General features: G+C 41.0%; 10 protein-coding genes. 9 read left to right on the forward strand and 1 reads right to left on the reverse strand.

What is annotated here, in order from left to right:
• Positions 1 to 138: 138 nt before the first annotated feature.
• The 9 genes from DDT91_RS05065 to DDT91_RS05105 all read left to right on the forward strand — a co-directional run bounded on the left by DDT91_RS05065 (position 139) and on the right by DDT91_RS05105 (position 17,991).
• Positions 139 to 3,516, forward strand: a complete 3,378-nt coding sequence (locus DDT91_RS05065; protein ID WP_187175050.1) for a TonB-dependent receptor — start codon at positions 139 to 141, stop codon at positions 3,514 to 3,516.
• A 115-nt stretch (positions 3,517 to 3,631) separates the two neighbouring features.
• On the forward strand, positions 3,632 to 5,164 hold the full coding sequence (locus tag DDT91_RS05070) for a RagB/SusD family nutrient uptake outer membrane protein (RefSeq protein WP_187175051.1): 1,533 nt from the start codon (positions 3,632 to 3,634) through the stop codon (positions 5,162 to 5,164).
• A gap of 86 nt (positions 5,165 to 5,250) precedes the next feature.
• On the forward strand, positions 5,251 to 6,921 hold the full coding sequence (locus DDT91_RS05075; protein WP_187175052.1) for an FAD-dependent oxidoreductase: 1,671 nt from the start codon (positions 5,251 to 5,253) through the stop codon (positions 6,919 to 6,921).
• 289 nt (positions 6,922 to 7,210) lie between these two features.
• Complete coding sequence (locus DDT91_RS05080) at positions 7,211 to 8,986, forward strand: DUF1080 domain-containing protein (protein ID WP_187175053.1); 1,776 nt, start codon at positions 7,211 to 7,213, stop codon at positions 8,984 to 8,986.
• Positions 8,987 to 9,006: 20 nt separating this feature from the next.
• Positions 9,007 to 10,947, forward strand: a complete 1,941-nt coding sequence (locus tag DDT91_RS05085; protein ID WP_187175054.1) for a c-type cytochrome — start codon at positions 9,007 to 9,009, stop codon at positions 10,945 to 10,947.
• A 239-nt stretch (positions 10,948 to 11,186) separates the two neighbouring features.
• On the forward strand, positions 11,187 to 13,565 hold the full coding sequence (locus tag DDT91_RS05090) for a glycoside hydrolase N-terminal domain-containing protein (RefSeq protein WP_222718595.1): 2,379 nt from the start codon (positions 11,187 to 11,189) through the stop codon (positions 13,563 to 13,565).
• 839 nt (positions 13,566 to 14,404) lie between these two features.
• Positions 14,405 to 15,820: a BNR-4 repeat-containing protein gene (locus DDT91_RS05095; protein ID WP_187175056.1), complete on the forward strand. Its 1,416-nt coding sequence runs from the start codon at positions 14,405 to 14,407 to the stop codon at positions 15,818 to 15,820.
• A 73-nt stretch (positions 15,821 to 15,893) separates the two neighbouring features.
• Complete coding sequence (locus DDT91_RS05100) at positions 15,894 to 17,147, forward strand: SGNH/GDSL hydrolase family protein (protein ID WP_187175057.1); 1,254 nt, start codon at positions 15,894 to 15,896, stop codon at positions 17,145 to 17,147.
• Entirely contained in the window at positions 17,140 to 17,991 is an 852-nt protein-coding gene (locus tag DDT91_RS05105; protein ID WP_187175058.1) for a LamG domain-containing protein, read from the forward strand. Before DDT91_RS05100 ends, DDT91_RS05105 begins: the two co-directional genes overlap by 8 nt.
• Positions 17,992 to 18,377: 386 nt before the next feature.
• On the opposite strand, the gene DDT91_RS05110 is transcribed toward DDT91_RS05105, so the two are convergent.
• Entirely contained in the window at positions 18,378 to 18,989 is a 612-nt protein-coding gene (locus DDT91_RS05110) for an NADPH-dependent F420 reductase (RefSeq protein WP_187175059.1), read from the reverse strand.
• Position 18,990: the final 1 nt, after the last annotated feature.

An 18,990-nucleotide genomic window follows, 5' to 3' on the forward strand; every position in this document is an offset into this window, starting at 1 on the left:
AAAAATGAACGACAACACCTCCTGAAAAAAGAAGCAGTCTTTCGATAGAAAGACTGCTTTTTGACTTGCCTGACAGAATTGCGACCTCTAAAGGCAAGTGTAAAGCCTATTAACAATAAACTTTAACCCTTACAAAGTATGAAAAAACCACTACTGAGGCAACTTATTATGCTGTCTAAACGAATCTTGTATGCCTTTTCGCTCCAGTTGATTTTTTGTTCGATTCTTCTGGCGAATACAGGTAATGCCCAGAGAAAAAGTATCGACCAAGTCTACGTTTCCTTTAAATCGGAAGAATTGACATTGAATCAATTCATGAAGCAGATTGAAAAACAGACCGATTTCCGATTTACGTTTAATCCTAACCTAGTCCCTTTGCAACAAACACTTGATGTGGAAATTAAAAATGGGACAGTTTATCAAGTATTGGAAAGTTTGATCAGACAGACCAATCTTTCCTTCGTTCAGGTCAATGACAATATCCATGTCAAACCTTTGGGATCCAATGAAAGACCGATTTCAATCCAAGAGATAGAATTTAAAGAGATCACAGGTACAGTAAAAGATCCAACAGGAGAGCCACTCCCAGGAGTGACCATTTTGGTTCAGGGAACTACCACAGGAACCGTTTCTGATGCCGACGGAAGGTTTAAAATCAATGCCTCTGAAGGAGATGTATTGGTTTTTAGCTTTATAGGTTATCAGTCCCAGAATATAGTGATTGGAAGCAGTTCCTTGCTGGATATTATTATGAGAGAAGATGCCAAAGTGCTGGGGGAAGTGGTTGTCGTCGGCTACGGTTCTCAGGAATTAAAAAACCTAACGGGTTCAATTTCATCCGTGAATATGAAAGAATTGAACAGTGTTCCACTTTTGAATGCTGCGCAGGCACTTCAAGGGCGGGCAGCCGGCGTATCTGTAACCCAGGCTACCGGTGCTCCAGGCGCCCCATTTGTTGTTCAAATCAGAGGTGTAGGGTCTTTGGGTAATACAGAACCTCTCTTTGTAATTGATGGGGTAATAGGTGCGGGTGGTGCCAATAACATCAACCCAAATGACATTGAATCCATAGAAATCCTAAAAGACGCTTCTTCAGCGGCCATTTACGGTTCCAGAGCTGCAAACGGAGTAGTTTTGATTACCACTAAAAGAGGCAAATCTGGAAAACCTCAAGTGAATTTTAACTCTTACGTTGGCCTTCAGGAAGTTTGGAAAAAATTGGATGTCCTTAATGCCAAGCAATATGCCGAGTATGCCAATGAACAACAATCTAACGGAGGCCAGGCCCCAATACCCAACCTAAGAGATCCATCTGCTTTGAAAGATGTAACCGATTGGCAGGATGCTATTTTTAGAACAGCTCCTATTCAAGAATACAACCTGTCCATTTCAGGAGGTACGGATAACACCAAATATTTGATCTCTGGAGGGTATATGGATCAACAAGGTATTGTAGAATCTACCGGTTTCAAGAGATATTCATTTAGAGCAAATACAGATTTTAATCTTGGAAAAATCACTATAGGCGAATCTTTTCAAATGGGATATACCAGTACACAAGGTGATGAGAATTTTGCAATGATGAATTCTTTGTTCATGCCTACCTATATCCCAATTTATAATCCCAATAACTTGGGCGGATTTGACGGGCCGAATGTAGCTGATGGAATGGATGCCAAGAATCCATTGAGAATTTTGGAATTAACTGATATTACACGTAATGCAGTTAGCTTGATCGGTAATGCCTACATCAATTATGAAATCATCCCGGGATTGAATATGAAGTTCTCGGGTTCAATTGACTATGGTATGAACCGAAATTATAATTATACACCAGTATACTTTGCAGGTGAGCGAGATGTCAATAATTTCACCACACTTTCGGAGAATGCCTTGGAAAGAAATTCACCACTGTGGGAAGGCACCATCGATTACCGAAAAAGCATCAAATCCCATAATTTTTCCTTTTTGGCTGGATACACCAGGCAAAGTTTTCACTCTAGGAGTTTAGGAGTAAACACCAGGAATTTTCCAAATACTACAATCAGAGTCTTGTCGGCTGCAAATGAAGTTACCTCAGCCACAGGGCAAGAGCAAACTTGGGCTTTAGAGTCTTTTTTAAGTCGAGTGACTTATGATTACAAAGGAAAATACCTGTTTACAGGAGTGGTTCGACAAGACGGAAGTTCAAGATTTGCCGAAGGCAATCGAACCGGTGTTTTTCCTTCCCTCTCACTTGGATGGAGAATTTCTGACGAATCCTTTATGGAATCTTTAGGATTCATCAATGATTTGAAGTTGAAATATGGCTGGGGTCAATTGGGAATGCAGGAAATAGGTTTATATCCATATTTGGCCACTTTGACAGGAACTATCCGGTATATATTTGGTGAAAACCAACAGCCAGTTCCTGCCATTACTCAGAGAGCTTTGGCAAACAGAGATATTTCTTGGGAAACTACGACCCAGTCAAACTTTGGCTTAGATGCAACGCTATTTAACAATTCTGTCAATTTGAGTTTTGATTATTGGTTGAGGGATACCGATGACATGTTATTACAGGTTCCAGTAGCTGCATCATCCGGTATTTCAGTAGCACCGACCCTAAATGCAGGTTCGGTAAGAAACCGAGGAATTGATCTAAGCCTAGGGTATCAACTTAATCGAAGCCAGTTCAATTTTGGTATCAATGGTAATTTTGGCTTACTGCTTGAAAATGTCGTTACTAGCCTTGGTGCCCGTACTCAACCACTTTTTGGTGCGGAAAGCTTAAACAGAAGTGTGGTAGGTCAGTCTATAGGCCACTTTTTTGGGCATAGATTTGATCGAATTTATCAAACTCAGGCTGAAATCGATGCAGACAATGAAATGGCAAGATCCAAAGGATTCAATGTGTATCAGACGGCCAATACCAAACCTGGAGACATCAGGTTTAAAGATCTAAATGGTGATGGCGTAGTCAATGCATTGGACAGAGAAGTGATCGGTAACCCAATACCCAAGTTTAACTTCGGATCAACCCTGAATTTTGGTTATAAAAATTTTGAATTATCCATGATGATTCAGGGGATGAGTGGTTTTGAAGCATACAACAAGGATCGAGCGAGGATTTTGGAGAGTATGACTAGAGCGTTTAATACGACTACTTCTGTATTGGAAAGATGGACAACAAACAATCCTTCGACTACCATGCCGAGAGCCGTAGCCGGTGACCCTAATGGAAATGCCAGATTCTCCGATCGCTGGATGGAAGACGGTTCATTCGTGAGATTAAAAATTGCAACGTTGGCGTATTCGATTCCAACTACGGCATTAAATAAAGCATTTAATAATTCTATTTCCAGCGTGAGGGTTTATGTGACCGGTCAAAATTTGCTGACTTTCACCAATTTCAGTGCTTGGGATCCTGAATTTACCAGCCGTCAGTCAAGTTTTAACAACATGTATAGAGGTGTGGCAGAGTCCATTTATCCTCAGGCCAGAACCTATCTTCTTGGTGTTCAAGTAGGTTTTTAATTCATGTTTTGATTCTAATCCAAAATGAATTCGAACAAGACATTGATCATCAAATGAAGAGATGACTTAATGCCAAATAGGCTTCAGAATAACCAGTTAGAAAAATAATAATCTTATGAAAAGCTCAAAAATATATATCCTGATAGCAATGCTATTCAGCTTTGGGTGTCAGCTAGAGTCTGATTTTCTTTCTCTTGACAATCCCAATGAAGTCACAAATGCCAACTTCTTTAAAACCAGAGAAGATGCCATAGGAGCAGTCAATGCAGTTTATACCCCGCTTCAGAGTGGGAGAATGTACCATAATTCATATTTCAATATGATGGATGTGGGGATTGAAATGTCTCCTAACTCCAATATGCCTGCGAGCTGGCATATTTCTACTTATTCATTTGATTCGGACCATGAAACCGTTAGGAATGTATGGATTGCTCTTTACCAAATCATAGGAAGAGCAAACTTTGCTATCGAAGGCATCAGCAAGATGGAAAATCTGGATCCATCATTGAAAAACAGATTGCTCGGTGAGGCACATTTTCTTAGAGGCTGGGCTTATTTTGAATTAGTCTTTAACTATGGAAGAGTACCCATCATTTTAACTCTTCCTCAATCTGCTGGGGAAACCAATACCCCTAGGTCTCAAACCGAATTGGAAGTTTATCAACAAGCGATTAGTGATTTTCAGATTGCTGAAGCCAATTTGCCTGTAACTCATTCTGCTCCAGATAGGGGAAGGGCAACTAAGGGGGCCGCAGTTGGATACCTTGGAAAAATACATTTGTATATGGCTTCGCCTGGAGTTAACCTTGATCCTCAAGGTTACCAAAAAGCAGAAACGTACTTTGCAAGATTGGTTAACGGTGGGGAATTCAATTACCGCTTAGTTCCTAATTACATAGATAATCATACTTGGTTTAATGAGAACAATTCAGAATCCTTGTTTGAAGTACAGTATAACAACATTGGAGGAAATAGTGGTGCTTGGGATGACCATGACTTTGCAACTGTAGCCGAAGGAACTAACAGAGGAAGAACCTTCGCCTATTTGGTATGGTTTAATGCAGTGATGAATCCATCTTACATTGCAAGATTCAAAGACGAAGATCCCAGGTTGAGATTTACGGCTTATGGACCACCCACTCCAGCGCACCCTGAACCCATGCGAGTGTTTAACAACGTCGCCTACAACAGAAATGATTGGACTGCCAGAAAATACGGAAGATTGGATTACATCCCTGCCAACCAGGAAAACGGGGACTCTCCGATTAATTTCAGAGTTCTGAGATTTGCTGATATTTTATTGATGTATGCCGAGGCTCTAAATGAACAAAACAAAACTGCCCAGGCCATACCGTTTATCAATCAGGTAAGACAAAGGCCTTCAGTAAACATGCCTCCTTTAGCGTTGAATCTTAGTCAGGCACAAACCAGACAAGCGATCATGGACGAAAGACTATGGGAATTTGGTCTTGAGCAAATCAGAAAGAAAGATGTACTTCGATGGGGACAAGCCGTTGCAGAAGCCGAATTCAGAATTGCCGGAATTAGCGCTTTCAGGTACAATACCCACCGATACCTCCCTATTCCTTTGGCGGAAATTGACGTCAATTCAGCCATTGATCCTGAAGACCAAAATCCAGGGTATTAACTAACTCCTTTTTCAGCCCAGATTTTTATCTGGGCTGGTTTTTTACAAAAAAGTATCTTTAGGGAAACTTGAATTTCACCCTTCACATGAAAAACTCTTTGCTCATTTCATCCATTCTGATCTTATTCTTTTATGGTTTTACTTCCTGTACAAAACCCACTGAATCAACACCATCATACGAAGCAGATATCATCGTCTATGGAGGTAATTCTGCGGCCATAATTGCGGCAGTGCAGGCAAGAAAGATGAATAAATCTGTTATCGTCGTTTCACCTGACACACATTTAGGTGGGCTTTCTTCGGGAGGATTAGGATTTACCGACACCGGTGACAAATCTGTGATCGGCGGATTGGCAAGGGAGTTTTACCACAGGGTTTACTTGCATTATCAGGAAAAAGAAGCCTGGAAATGGGAAGAAAAAGAGTCTTATGGAAATGTAGGTCAAGGTACTCCTGCAATTGATGGGGAAGAGAGAACCATGTGGATTTTTGAACCCCATGTTGCAGAAAAAATCTTTGAAGATTTTGTCAAAGAATATCAGATTGAAATACATAGAAATGAATATTTGGATCGTGCCTCAGGGGTAAAAAAAGAAGGCCAAGAGATTGTAGGAATCACCACGCTTTCGGGGAAGACATACAAAGGAAAAGTATTTATCGACGCCACTTATGAGGGGGATCTCATGGCTGCTGCCAATGTAAGTTATCATGTGGGAAGAGAATCCAATGATACTTATGGTGAAACTTGGAATGGTGTTCAATTTGGGGTCTACCACCATAATCACTATTTCGCTAAGCCTATTAGTCCCTATATCATAGCGGGAGATTCAAGCAGCGGATTGTTGCCTGAAATATCGAAGGAGCCTCTACTCCCTAATGGCACAGGAGACAATAAAGTACAGGCCTATAATTTTAGAATGACATTCAGCAGGCATCCTGATAACAAGGTTCCATTTCCGAAGCCTGAAAATTATGATTCCACCCGATATGAATTGTTGGCACGGGTGTATGCTGCAGGATGGAATGAAACTTTCTGGAAATTTGATCCCATTCCAAACCTAAAAACTGACACCAATAATCATGGACCTTTCAGTTCGGACTACATCGGAAAAAACTATGCCTATCCTGAAGCCAGCTACGAGGAAAGAAAGGCCATTATCAAGGATCACGAAAACTACCATAAGGGATTACTTTATTTTTTAGCCAACGATCCAAGAGTTCCTCAGAAAGTAAGAGATGAAATGGCTCAATGGGGTTTAGCCAAGGACGAATTTGTGGATAATAGCAACTGGCCCCATCAACTGTATGTGAGGGAGGCGAGAAGAATGGTGAGTGATTATGTGATGACCGAACATGAAGTTCTTGGGAAGAAACCAGTTCCAAATTCCATAGGAATGGGTTCTTATCACTTAGATTCTCATAATGTTCAAAGAATCGTGACCAAAGAAGGATATGTTCAGAATGAAGGAGACATCGGTATTAAACCCGATCGTCCTTACAGCATTTCGTATGGTACAATTATCCCGAAAAAATCCGAGTGCACTAACCTGCTGGTGCCGGTATGTGTCTCTAGTTCCCATACTGCATTTGGCTCTATTAGAATGGAACCTGTCTTTATGATTCTGGGCCAATCTGCCGCTGCGGCTGCTTCCCTAGCTATCGACAATAAGGTGTCGGTTCAGGATTTGGAGTATGCCAAACTTCGAAATGCTCTTTTAGACCTTAAGCAAATTCTGGAGTGGGAGGAAAGATTATAATTCCATAAATCGAAATGAACAAAAGCTTCCAGGTGATTTATTCGCTTGGAAGCTTATTAACTAATTGGTGAAGAATTTGGATTGAAGAAAAAAAATTGGTCCATGGTACTTTTCAGTAATTAACTGAAAAGTGGTCAAATTCCAAATCCATTTTTTATTCAAAGAAGTGTCCTAAAGAAATGTACGAAAGGTCGACAGTCAAGGACAGTTGGATTTTTGGGTTCATTTATCTTTCAAAATCAGATTTTGGCTAGATAGTAACTAGTAGGCGATAAATTAAACTAATCATATGATTCAAATCCGTAAATCAATTTGGGTAAGTCTGGCATTTTCTTTTTCCTGCCTTTCCCTGCAAGCCCAAACCCGATTAAGTCTTTCATCTTTTGAGGGCAATAATGGTAGTTGGTCAGAAGTGGCTAAGGTTTGGACTGATCCCCTAATCTCAAAAAATCTGTCATCAGAAGGACAGGGCAGCATCATTCTCAACAATCCCGATAAAAAAAGACCTGGAACCGATATCATTTCTAAAGAGAAATTTGGAGATGCAGAAGTGACTTTGGTGTATATGATGGCTCCCGGATCCAACTCAGGCATCTATCTGCAGGGAAGATATGAAGTGCAACTGCTCGACTCTTGGTTGGTCATCAATCCTAAAGCCGGCGATAATGGAGGAATTTATGAGCGATGGGATGAATCCAAACCTGAGGGACAGAAGGGCTACCAAGGGTATGCGCCCAGACAAAATGCTAGTAAGGCACCTGGAACTTGGCAAACTTTAAACATAAAATTTAAGGCTCCGAGATTTTCTGCCAATGGAGAGAAAATTGAAAATGCAAAGATCGAATCAGTGACCTTGAATGGGATCCTTATCCACCAAAATGTGATTTTATTTGGCCCGACAAGAGGAGCCCTTAGTGATGGGGAAGTGTCCGAAGGTCCAATCCGAATTCAGGGAGATCATGGCCCCGTGGCGATCAAGTCATTGGAGGTGAAGCGATATGATACACCTGCACCCGAATTCAGTGAGATTTCTTATAAAGTTTTTCCGGGAAGCTACACCGAGCTTCCTGCAGAAAACACTCTAAAAGAATCTTCTTCTGGTAAAATTTCAGATTTCAATGAATTTGTGGCAGGCTTGACTTCTGCTTCCCTAAGCAAATTTGAAGGAGTGGTTTCTGTAAAAAAAGCAGGGAATTACACGTTTAGGATGTCTGTTCCCAATGGTTCTGGTGCTATTCGGATAGGAACTAATTCGGATCCACTTGTCCTAAAAGGTGGGAATATTTTGGTTGAGAAATCGCTTCAGGCAGGGGAGATCCCCTTTGTGATTTGGGTTTCAAAACCTACCGACTGGACAACCCAAGGATTCCTATTGACGGGAAGTGCCGATGGAATGTGGGAAAGAGAATACAGCTATCCCTCCGGGATGCCGGAAAGAATGACCGATCCGATATTGGTTGATATGAAAGAGACACCCGTTCTTAGATCTTTCATCGAGCTTCCAAGCAGAAAAAAAATCTCTCACGGGATTTCAGTTTCTTCCCAAAAGGGTGCCCATTATTCCTACGATCTGAACGCCAATCAACTTTTGCGTGTATGGCGTGGGATGTTTTTGGACGCTACTCCGATGTGGAATGATCGAGGTAACGGTATTTCCAGACCTCTTGGAACAGTCACCGAATTGAACGAAGGAACTTCATTATTTTACTCCTCTGCTTTCAGTCCAGTTCAGCTGGAATGGAAGCCCAAAGGCTATCAAGTATTGGCCGACGGTGATCTTCGATTTTTCTCTTCTCATGAAACGCAAGAGTTGAAAGACCGGATCCAGATTATGACAGATGGAAAGGGTTTAAATCGGGAAATAGAGCTTACTGGAAACAGCACTCCAATGATGGTTCGAGTGGCTCCTTCCCAGCAACTGTTTCAAGTGGCTGAAAACCTTTATTGGCTGGAGGAATCGGGGTTGTTTTTGAAAATCAACCAGGCCGGTCAAAAACCACTACAGGGAGCAGATGGCCTTTTTCTACCCATCACCACCTCACTAAGCTATAGTTTATTGTTTTAATCCTGAAAGAAAAAGAAGATATGTTTCGATTGAATTTCCCTTTTAAATCACTGATTTTAAATTCATTGGCTATTGGGTTGAGTTTTTCTCTGTTTGCTCAGGAGTCTCCCAAGGAAGAGGATTTCTTTAAAATATTGAAGGTCCCCGTTCCAGAAGGTTATCTATTGGAAGTAGGGGGATTAACTATGTTTCCCAACGGAAATCTGGGAGTAGCCACGCGCAGAGGTGACGTTTTTGTAGTAGAAAACCCGACTTCTGCCAGACCTTATTTTCGCAAATTTGCTTTTGGTCTCCATGAAGTACTTGGACTCGCCTACCATGAAGGATCTCTTTACATGGTTCAGCGAGGAGAACTTACCAAACTGACAGACTTGAATTCCGACGGTAAGGCTGATTTGTATCAAACGGTGGCTAGTTGGCCGATTTCTGCCAATTACCATGAGTATAGCTATGGACCAAAAATTACCCCTGACGGTGCTTTCATTGTAACTACCAATTTGGCTTTTGAGAGTCCTGAATGGTGGAGAGGAGTAAGCCCTGTTCCCTATAGGGGTTGGACCCTGAAAATTCATCCTGATGGAAGAATTGAACCATGGGCTACCGGGATGAGATCTCCCGCAGGTCCAGGTATTCTTCATGGAGAAGTATTTTATACAGAGAACCAGGGAGATTATATGGCTTCCGGTGGGCTTTGGCATCTGGAAAAAGGTGACTTTTCCGGAAATCCCGGAGGATTGAAATGGACAGGTCTTCCTGATTCTCCTCTCAAACTAAAAGCGGAAGATTTTGATAAGGTTGTAGATCCAATGAAAATCAAGGATGCGAATGGCAGATTTATCAAGCCTGAAAATGATGTCAATGCATCTTTTATCACGTTGGCTGAGGCAAAAAAATCTCTTCCGGATATCAAGCTTCCGGCTGTTTGGTTGCCTCATGGTATTCATGGAATATCTAATTCAGAGCCCTTGATGATTCCTGAGAATTTCTGGGGGCCCTTTGGGGGCCAGATCTTGATCGGAGATCAAGGTCAAAGTAAGATCATGCGGGTGATGTTGGAAAAGGTGAATGGAGTCTATCAGGGAGCATCGATTGACTTTAGAAGTGGTTTCCAGTCGGGTGTACTTAGGATGGTCTTTGCATCAGATCAATCCCTTTTTGTCGGAGAAACCAATCGTGGATGGGGCTCTGCGGGTGATGCCAACGAAGGTCTTCAGCGTTTGGTTTGGAACAGGGAAATTCCTTTTGAGATGAGAACAGTAAAAGTAAAGCCAGATGGATTTGAGATTGAGTTCACCAAGCCCGTGGATAAGAAATCAGCTGAAAACTTGGGCTCTTATCTGGTTTCTAGTTTTACTTATAAATATTTTCCAGTGTATGGCAGCCCTCCTGTGAGACTGATGGAGCATGAGATTCTTGGAGTGGAGGTATCTGATGATGGAAGAAAAGTCCGAATCGCAGTAAAGGATTTGCAACAATTCCATGTCCATAAGATCAGTCTTCCCGGAATCCGAGAAGCCCTGAATTCACATGAGTTGGTTCATATTGATGCCTATTATACCCTCAATGAGATTCCTTCAGGAGAAACCATGGCTATAAAACCTAAGCCTACTTTGGTACAGGCAACAGCCTCAGCCAAACCAGCTCCTTCCACACCAAAATCAGCTGTTTCCTCTGCTCCCAACAAGCCTACAACTGGCTCAGCAGTTCCGTCCGAATCGGAGATTAAGGTACTATTGGCAAAAAATACCTGCACCGCCTGTCATCAAAAAGACAAGAAGCAGATAGGTCCAGCCTATGTGGATGTGGCAAAACGGAATTATACCCCTGAGAAAATTGTCGAGCTCATCTATAATCCACAGCCCGAAAATTGGCCGGATTATGCAACTCCAATGGCTCCAATGCCTCATGTGCCAAGAGAGGAGGCTTTGAAGATTGCCAGATGGATTAATTCACTAAAGTAAAAACCCTGTATTCTTGGTTTGCTCATAGGCAAGATGGCAGTAAGCATTGATTCAATTTGGGAGTGCGGTGTAGTGTAAGAGCATCACCTCCTTATTTTTTATTTAAAGGACACCTCAATGCATCGGAGATGGATCTCCTGTTCGGATTATTTTGGATATCTGCCCCAGCCATTTAATGTCTTTAAGCGCATGAGTAGTGTATGACCTTTGAAATAGCACCAATTAACTCCTGTAGTAATTTGAAAAATAGACTATTGCTTCTCATTGCTTTTCTTCTTGTATCAACATTGGTAAATGCCCAAAATCCCAATGTATTATGGTACAACACGCCTTCCAAAAATTGGGATGCAGCCCATCCCATCGGAAATGGAAGATTGGGAGCTATGGTTTTTGGAGATGTAGTAAATGAACGAATCCAGCTCAACGAGGAATCACTTTGGGCGGGATCCAAAGCGGATGGGAATGCCAATGCAGCTGCCTTTTTACCTTTGATCCAGGAAAAATTGCTGACTGGCCATATCGGGGAAGCCAAAGAATTGGCTGAAAGCTACCTCAAGGGACCTTTTATGAGAATCCGTTCTTACCAGAGTTTGGGAGATATTCGTATCCATTTTTTCAAAGACAAAAGAAGCACTCCTGATTTTGAAAGCTATAGGCGTTCATTAAATATGCGGGAGGGCATTGCCGAAGTAGATTACAGTTATGATAAGGTTCTATTCCATAGAGAGGTATTTGTATCGGCCGTAGATGATGTTTTGGTTATTCGACTGAAAGCTTCCAAACCAGGCATGTTGACTTTCAAATTGGACCTCTCTAGATCTCAGGACGCGATAGTAAAGGCTGTATCTTCTGATGAACTGGAGCTGCTTGGACAGATTGTCGATTTACCTGATAAAGACGCCAGTCCAAAAGGCCTCCACATGAAGTTTTCGGGGAGGGTAATCGGAAAAAATAAAGGAGGCACCCTGCAAACGGTCAATAATTCATTTTGGGTAGAAAATGCGGATGAAGTCGTGTTTTACATGACTGCTGCCACAGATTACAGTTTTGAAAAAATGGATATTGACCGTTCAATTGATCCATCAAAAGTCACTGAAAGTATTATTGCCAACGTTGTGTCAAAATCATACGAGGCAATAAAAATGGCTCACGTCAACGAGCATACAGCGCTGTATGACAGGGTTAAGTTTTCTCTTGGCAGCAAATTAGAAAAGGAAGATTTGCCCACAGATGTCAGGCTGAGTAAAGTAAAGGCAGGGGGAGAGGATTTATTTTTGACTACACAACTTTTTCAGTTTGGAAGATACCTGCTCATGTCATCTTCAAGGGCGCCGGGGAAGCTACCCGCCAACCTTCAAGGGATCTGGAACGAGTACATGGTGGCTCCTTGGAATTCGGACTTCCATACCAACATTAATCTTCAAATGAATTATTGGCCTGCTGATGTGACCAACCTTTCAGAGACTTTTGCCCCATTTGCTGATTTGGTTCATAAAATGAGAGAACCTGGAGCTATTACAGCCGAAAAAACATTTGGGGCCAAAGGATGGACCGTAAATCACCTGACCAACGTTTTTGGTCATACTTCTATTTCTGATGGAGTTGGCTGGGGAACTTTTCCTATGGCAGGCCCATGGTTAGTGACCCAACTTTATGATCATTACCAGTTTACAGGGAATCAGGAATTTCTGGAGAATATTCTTTTACCTACCATGCAAGGGTCGGTGGAGTTTGTACTTTCTTTTCTGGTAAAGGATAAAAATGGCTATTATGTAACAGCTCCCTCCAATTCTCCGGAGAACACCTACATTCTTCCCAACGGGGAGAAGCATATGCTTACCTATGGTGCTACTATGGATATTCAGATAGCCCGAGCTTTGCTAATTGCTTTCTTGGAGATAGCAGAAGAGAGGAAAGAATTGGAACATCTAGTACTTCAAAGCAGGGAAGTCCTTTCAGCTTTGCCTCCCACTAAAGTCAGTGCACGGTATGGCATCATTCAAGAATGGTTAGAAGACTATGAAGAGGCCGAGCCGGGTCATCGTCATATTTCTCAATTATTTAGTTTATATCCCGGTAAAGAAATCACATCAAGACAACCTGAACTTTTTGAAGCTGCAAAAAAAACTCTGAACCGAAGATTGGAATACGCTGTAAAGGGCGAAGGATTTTATACGGGATGGAGTCGGGCATGGATGATTAACTTTTTTGCACGGTTAAAAGACGGGGAAGGCGCTTGGAAGAATATTCTGGAAATGAAGCGCCAACTTATTCTGGATAACCTATTCGATACACATCCACCGTTTCAAATTGACGGAAATTTTGGTTTAACAGCAGGAATCGCCGAGATGTTACTCCAATCCCATGAAGGAGAAATCGAATTACTCCCTGCACTTCCAACATCCTGGGATACAGGAGAAATCAAAGGTTTAATGGCAAGAGGAGGGTATGAAGTAAGCATGGTTTGGGCAGAACACAAGCTTACACAAGTAGAAATTAAATCTTTGAGAAAAAATAATGTACGATTGAGCTATCTGGGCAGGTCTTATAGCTTTTCTATGAATGCAGGTGAAAGTCTATCATTAGTGCTGAATAAAGATAGGTTGAAGAGGAAATAAGGAGGAAAATTGGGGTGGAATAAATGGTTTATGTTTAAATAAAATCGAAAAGGAACTAGGTTAATCAATGACGGATTTAGGATTTAACTACTTAAATAAGCAAATTTTTTATTTAAGTAATAATTCAAGGGAAACCAAATCCAGACTTTTTCTGAGATCCATTTCTGACTTTAAGATTTTCTTCCTATGGATTTTCCTAGAGTGGCTTGAGAATAAAAATTTTTAAAATAATGGCTTTTCTATGGGGTCATTTTGATTGTATAATACTCTATATAATGAAAGTGTATTGTAGTCCATAAACATTCAAACTACAAAAGATTTCACTTTTCACTAATCTGCCTAGGATAACCACTTGTGGATAAACATATTAAAAATGGAAACACGGAATAAATATTCTGATTATCAAGATTTAAAGATTTGTTTGTTAGATAGATAGTTTGAAAAAAGACAGCTCTTTTAGGGCTGTTTTTTTACTTCTTATGGATTCAATATTATCTGCAACTCATTGAAAAAAAAAGAGGAAATGAAAAGTAATTCACATGTTAAAAACGATGAAGATTATTCAGATTTTACCTTTCAATATTATACTTTCTGTATTTCAGCTTTTTTACCAGAAGGCTTAGCTAGCTAAAGAAATTTCTCGAAAAGGTTGAAATCTGGAATCCTTCGTTCATCGGTCGCCGGTGCTGAGCGCAGTCGATGCATTCGGCCCATTAATCAAAGAGTATTTGACTGCTGGTGCATTTGCGGACAATCGTATTTTATTTTAAATCATTCTCTATTTATGTAAAAACAGTAACTGATTTTGAACCTATTTGAATCTAATTATTCCTTAAAAAGTGATCTGTTTCAATAAATACATAGCTACATTTCTTTGGGTTTATCTCATTGTTTTCACAGCAAATGCCCAAGTGCATCCTGATGCCCAATACGCAGAAGGAATCTTACTGAATAAAAAAATGGATGGCTTTCGGGGAATTTGGTATGCCAATCAGCCTAACAATTCTGAGTTTGTCTACAAGTATGGGGGAGGATTAGGTACCTATACTGCTAATCACAATCCTTTGGCAATCTATTCGGAGGAGGTTCAAAAAACCTTTTTTTGTTACGGCGCAGTGAATGAGGAAGGATCTTTGATTTACGCTGTTTCATTTTTCGATCACCGTAATCAGACTTTGGCCAAACCCACGGCTGTTTTCGATAAAAAAACCACCGATGCACATGATAATCCTGTGCTAAGCATAGATGATGAGGGTTATATCTGGATTTTTGGTACCTCTCATGGTGTTTGGAGACCTTCCTATATCCTAAAGAGCAAGAGTCCCTATTCCATAGATGAATTTGAGCTGGTAGAAGCAACAAAGAGTCAAGACGGGCAGAAAATAGTGATGGATATTTTTTCTTATCTCCAAGTTTATCATTCTCCTAGAGAGGGATTTATAGGTTTGTTTACCCACTATATCGACAAACCATTTCCTCTTGGGCCAAAAAATACAAGAGTAATTTCCTGGATGAAAAGTAAAGACGGACAGAATTGGAGTGAATGGAAAGACATTGCTTCAATTGAGGAAGGTCATTACCAGACCAGTGTTTTTTCCAAAGGAAAACTTTCTTCCGCCTTCAATTATCATCCATATACCAAAGGGGATATCGGATTAAACTACCGGACTAATCTGTATTACCTGGAAACTTCAGATTATGGAAACACCTGGCAAAATGCGGAGGGAAAATCAATCCAACTTCCCTTAACTGAGGTAGGGAATGATGCCTTGGTAAAAGATTACAAATCAGAGGAATTGCTCGTCTATATCAATGACATTATGCATGACAAGGATGGAAATCCAGTCATACTTTATGTCACAAGCAAAGGATTTGATCCTGGACCAGAACATGGTCCCCACACTTGGAATCTGGCAAAATGGAATGGTAAATCATGGGAATTAGTGAGGATTACTGATTCAGATAATAACTATGACATGGGTTCTATTTTCATTGATTCATTGGGTGATTGGATGATTATTGGTCCCACTGTTTCTGGTCCTCAAAAATTCAACACAGGTGGAGAAATGGCCCAATGGAGGAGTAAGGATAAAGGAAAGTCTTGGCAACTCGAGAGGCAATTGACCAAAAATTCTGAGTACAATCATTCTTACGCCAGAAAACCACTAACAAGTCATCCGGATTTTGTTGCCTTATGGGCCGATGGTCATGGAAGGAAACCTTCAGAATCCAGGCTTTATTTTTCCAATTCATAAGGAATGGTTTTTAAAATGCCTTTCCAAATGAAGACTGATTCGGTACATATTTCTGACCTCCTTTTGGATTGATATGGAGTTCTTATTGGGATGTCTGGTTTTCTTTTTGAATAGCTTTTTGAGTAATGAAGACCTAAGGGATAAGGAACTTCAGTCCAGAAATGGTTTGTCGAACGTGGTTCAAAAAATTCATTCTCGGGACACAATTCGGATAGCCTATCTCGGTGGATCGATTACTGAGGCACCAGGATGGAGAGAATATTCATTTGATTGGTTTAAGCAAGAGTTTCCTGCTAGCTACTTTGTACAGATCCCTGCCGCTATTGGAGGTACGGGATCTGATTTTGGTGCATACCGAGTTGGGGAACAAGTGATAGAAAAGAATCCAGACCTCGTTTTTGTAGAATTTGCCGTGAATGATAACGGTAAATCGGAAGATAAGATCATCCAGGCAATGGAAGGAATTGTCCGTCAAATAAAATCGGTAAACCCAAAGACAGATGTATGTTTGATATACACGCTTGTGGAAGATTTTGTAGGCCTTGAAAAGAAAGGAGAGCTTCCCTCTTCCAAAATCGCTATGGAAAAAGTGGCAGACCACTATGGAATTCCAAGCATCAATTTTGGATTTGAAGTTAGTAAAAGAGTGGAGGAGGGGACTTTGATTTTCACGGGCAACCAGCCTTTTCAGGATGATACGATGGTCTTTAGCAATGATCGAGTGCATCCATTTTTGGAAACAGGGCAGCGGATTTATGCTGAAGTATTTCAAAGAGCGATGACCAAATTGCTGAATTTACCGATCCAGACAACATTCACGATTCCTGAGGCCTTGCATACCTCACCTTTGGTTTTTACTCGCACTTATCCTGTTAGTCCGGATTTTATCAAAGGAAATTGGCAAGAATTTGATCCCAAGGAAAAGAAGAATTTTGAAAAGTTTGGGGATTATTTCCAAGAGGTGTTGGTCGCATCAGATACGACTTCTGTCCTGAAAATCAAGTTCAAGGGAACCGCAATAGGCTTTGCAGATATCTTGGGACCGGATTCTGGGAGCCTTATCATAGCATTGGATGGAAAAGAATACAGAAAAGTTACCCGATTTGACGAATACTGTAATTTCAGAAGAATAAGCTATTTGCTTATTCAGGATTTGGAGGATAAAGAGCATGAAATAGTCATTCATTGGAATCCTCAAAAGATTGATAAGGAAGGTATTTTGGCCAGGAGAAAAATAGTGATGGAAAATCCGAAAGACTACCTAGATCAACACTGGTATTTGGGGAAACTATTGGTGAATGGGATAATAAATAAAAATCATGATTAGAAGTTGGTGCTTTACCATGGTCTTTTTTGTTGTCTTTTTACAAAAGACATATTCTCAAAGCTCGCAGATTGAAAAAAGTCTGGTGGCTTTTTGGGACTTTTCAGAGGAAAAAGGAGAACCGAGAAAATCTAAAAGTTTTGTCGGTCACAAAAGTTATTATTTGCTTGAAGGAAACGGAGGTATTTCAAAAATCAATGAAGGCCCAATCAGTGGTACGTCAGCAGTAATTGAGAATGAAAGATGGTTTTTTATTCCAAGGGACTCTTTGGGTGATCTAAATATTTTTGGAAAAAATGCTCAAGTAACCGTAATGGCATGGGTCAAAATAGAATCCTCAAAAAACTGGCAGGCAGTAGCAGGTGTTTGGGATGAAACAAGGTCGAAAAGGCAGTATTGCATGTTTTTAAACGCCCGTTTGAAAACGCACTTCAACGAATCAGTTCGATATCCAGCTTCAGGCCTATTACACGGACATATATCTGCTACCGGTGGAAAAACTGTAGGACAAGTAGCTTGGATTACTTATTCAAGCTCGGGGGAACAAGTCCCATTAAATGAATGGGTTTCCATTGCTGTTACCTACGATGGAAAAGAAATTAAATCATTCATCAATGGGAAATTAAGTGCAGGTGAGTTCACCAACCCTTTTCCTTATGATGAAGGAATTTTTGATGGGGGTGAAGATGGTGCTGATTTCACTGTTGGGGCAAATTCAGTTACTGGTAAAATGACCAACCAATTCATCGGGAAAGTATCAGGACTTGCCGTTTTTAATGCTGCGTTGGATGAAAAGGATTTGGAAGTCTTGAATAGGGAAGGATTGAAGGTTACCCGAATCGAATAACAACCGTATGGATTATGGGATAAGGAATTTTAACTGATTGAAATATTCTAACCAAAGTCACCAACAATTTTTGACCATTTGATCGCTCCAGCGCAATGGATTTATTGAATCCATTAATCCTTTGGATTTATGCCAGCATTGTTGACAATCAAGTCCAATCTTTCAAAGATTTAAATGGCCCGGGATTCCAGTTCCTTGATTTGCTCTTCGTTCGTCACCTCCAACACTCTCTGATAAATGAACAGCTTCTGTTCATTTAAAATTTTCGTTGCTGATTTGGCTTTTCTGAATCTCTGGAGGTCAAGATCACTTTGTAACCCTGTCGCCCCAACTGCCTACACTATTCAAAGCCCAAACCTTTTAAACGCTATTGCCTTAGGCTACTTTCACCGCTTTAGCAACTTAAACCCAATCTCCCTTCCCTGACCTTGCACCATGGCCAGATTGATCCAAAACCAGGCAAATTGCTCCATGAGTTCAAATCGGTCATTACCACCCACATCGTAACATTCCGCAAAACCGGCGTCTTTGACCAATTGCTTGGCAATTTCTTTTCCATTTTTGCTATCTCCGGCTACAAACAAATCCAAAGCTTGATTCCCATACATCGGGTTTTGCATGTTGTTGAAACCTGTCGTATTGAAGCATTTGACTACATCTCGGGTTTGGGTATGGGCAAGGATGGCTTCTGCGGTGGTTTTGAAGCCAACAGGCCCTCGGCCCATGACAATATTCATGGAGTCGATGATGATTTTGCCGGTGGTATCACCCAGACTTTTGGCAACTTCCACCGCAGCAGGAGCAGCAATCAGGATTACTTCGGATTTTTTGACGGCTTCTGTTACCGAAAAAACCTGAGTGTTGGGATTATTCAGAAGTTCTTTGCCTTTGAAATTGGAAAGATCCTGAACTCCGAGGTTGATTTCATGTCCGGCTTTTGCCCACTGAGTGGCCAAGGCACCTCCGACATTTCCTGTGCCGATGATTGCTAATTTCATG

Source organism: Algoriphagus sp. AK58, assembly GCF_014324365.1.
Taxonomy (GTDB): Bacteria; Bacteroidota; Bacteroidia; order Cytophagales; family Cyclobacteriaceae; genus Algoriphagus.

Excerpts from the sequence above, each read along its gene's own strand:
- DDT91_RS05065 (WP_187175050.1), top strand. The coding sequence starts at position 139 with ATGAAAAAACCACTACTGAGGCAACTTATTATGCTGTCTAAACGAATC.
- DDT91_RS05070 (WP_187175051.1), top strand. The coding sequence starts at position 3,632 with ATGAAAAGCTCAAAAATATATATCCTGATAGCAATGCTATTCAGCTTT.
- DDT91_RS05075 (WP_187175052.1), top strand. The coding sequence starts at position 5,251 with ATGAAAAACTCTTTGCTCATTTCATCCATTCTGATCTTATTCTTTTAT.
- DDT91_RS05080 (WP_187175053.1), top strand. The coding sequence starts at position 7,211 with ATGATTCAAATCCGTAAATCAATTTGGGTAAGTCTGGCATTTTCTTTT.
- DDT91_RS05085 (WP_187175054.1), top strand. The coding sequence starts at position 9,007 with ATGTTTCGATTGAATTTCCCTTTTAAATCACTGATTTTAAATTCATTG.
- DDT91_RS05100 (WP_187175057.1), top strand. The coding sequence starts at position 15,894 with ATGGAGTTCTTATTGGGATGTCTGGTTTTCTTTTTGAATAGCTTTTTG.
- DDT91_RS05105 (WP_187175058.1), top strand. The coding sequence starts at position 17,140 with ATGATTAGAAGTTGGTGCTTTACCATGGTCTTTTTTGTTGTCTTTTTA.
- DDT91_RS05110 (WP_187175059.1), bottom strand. The coding sequence starts at position 18,989 with ATGAAATTAGCAATCATCGGCACAGGAAATGTCGGAGGTGCCTTGGCC.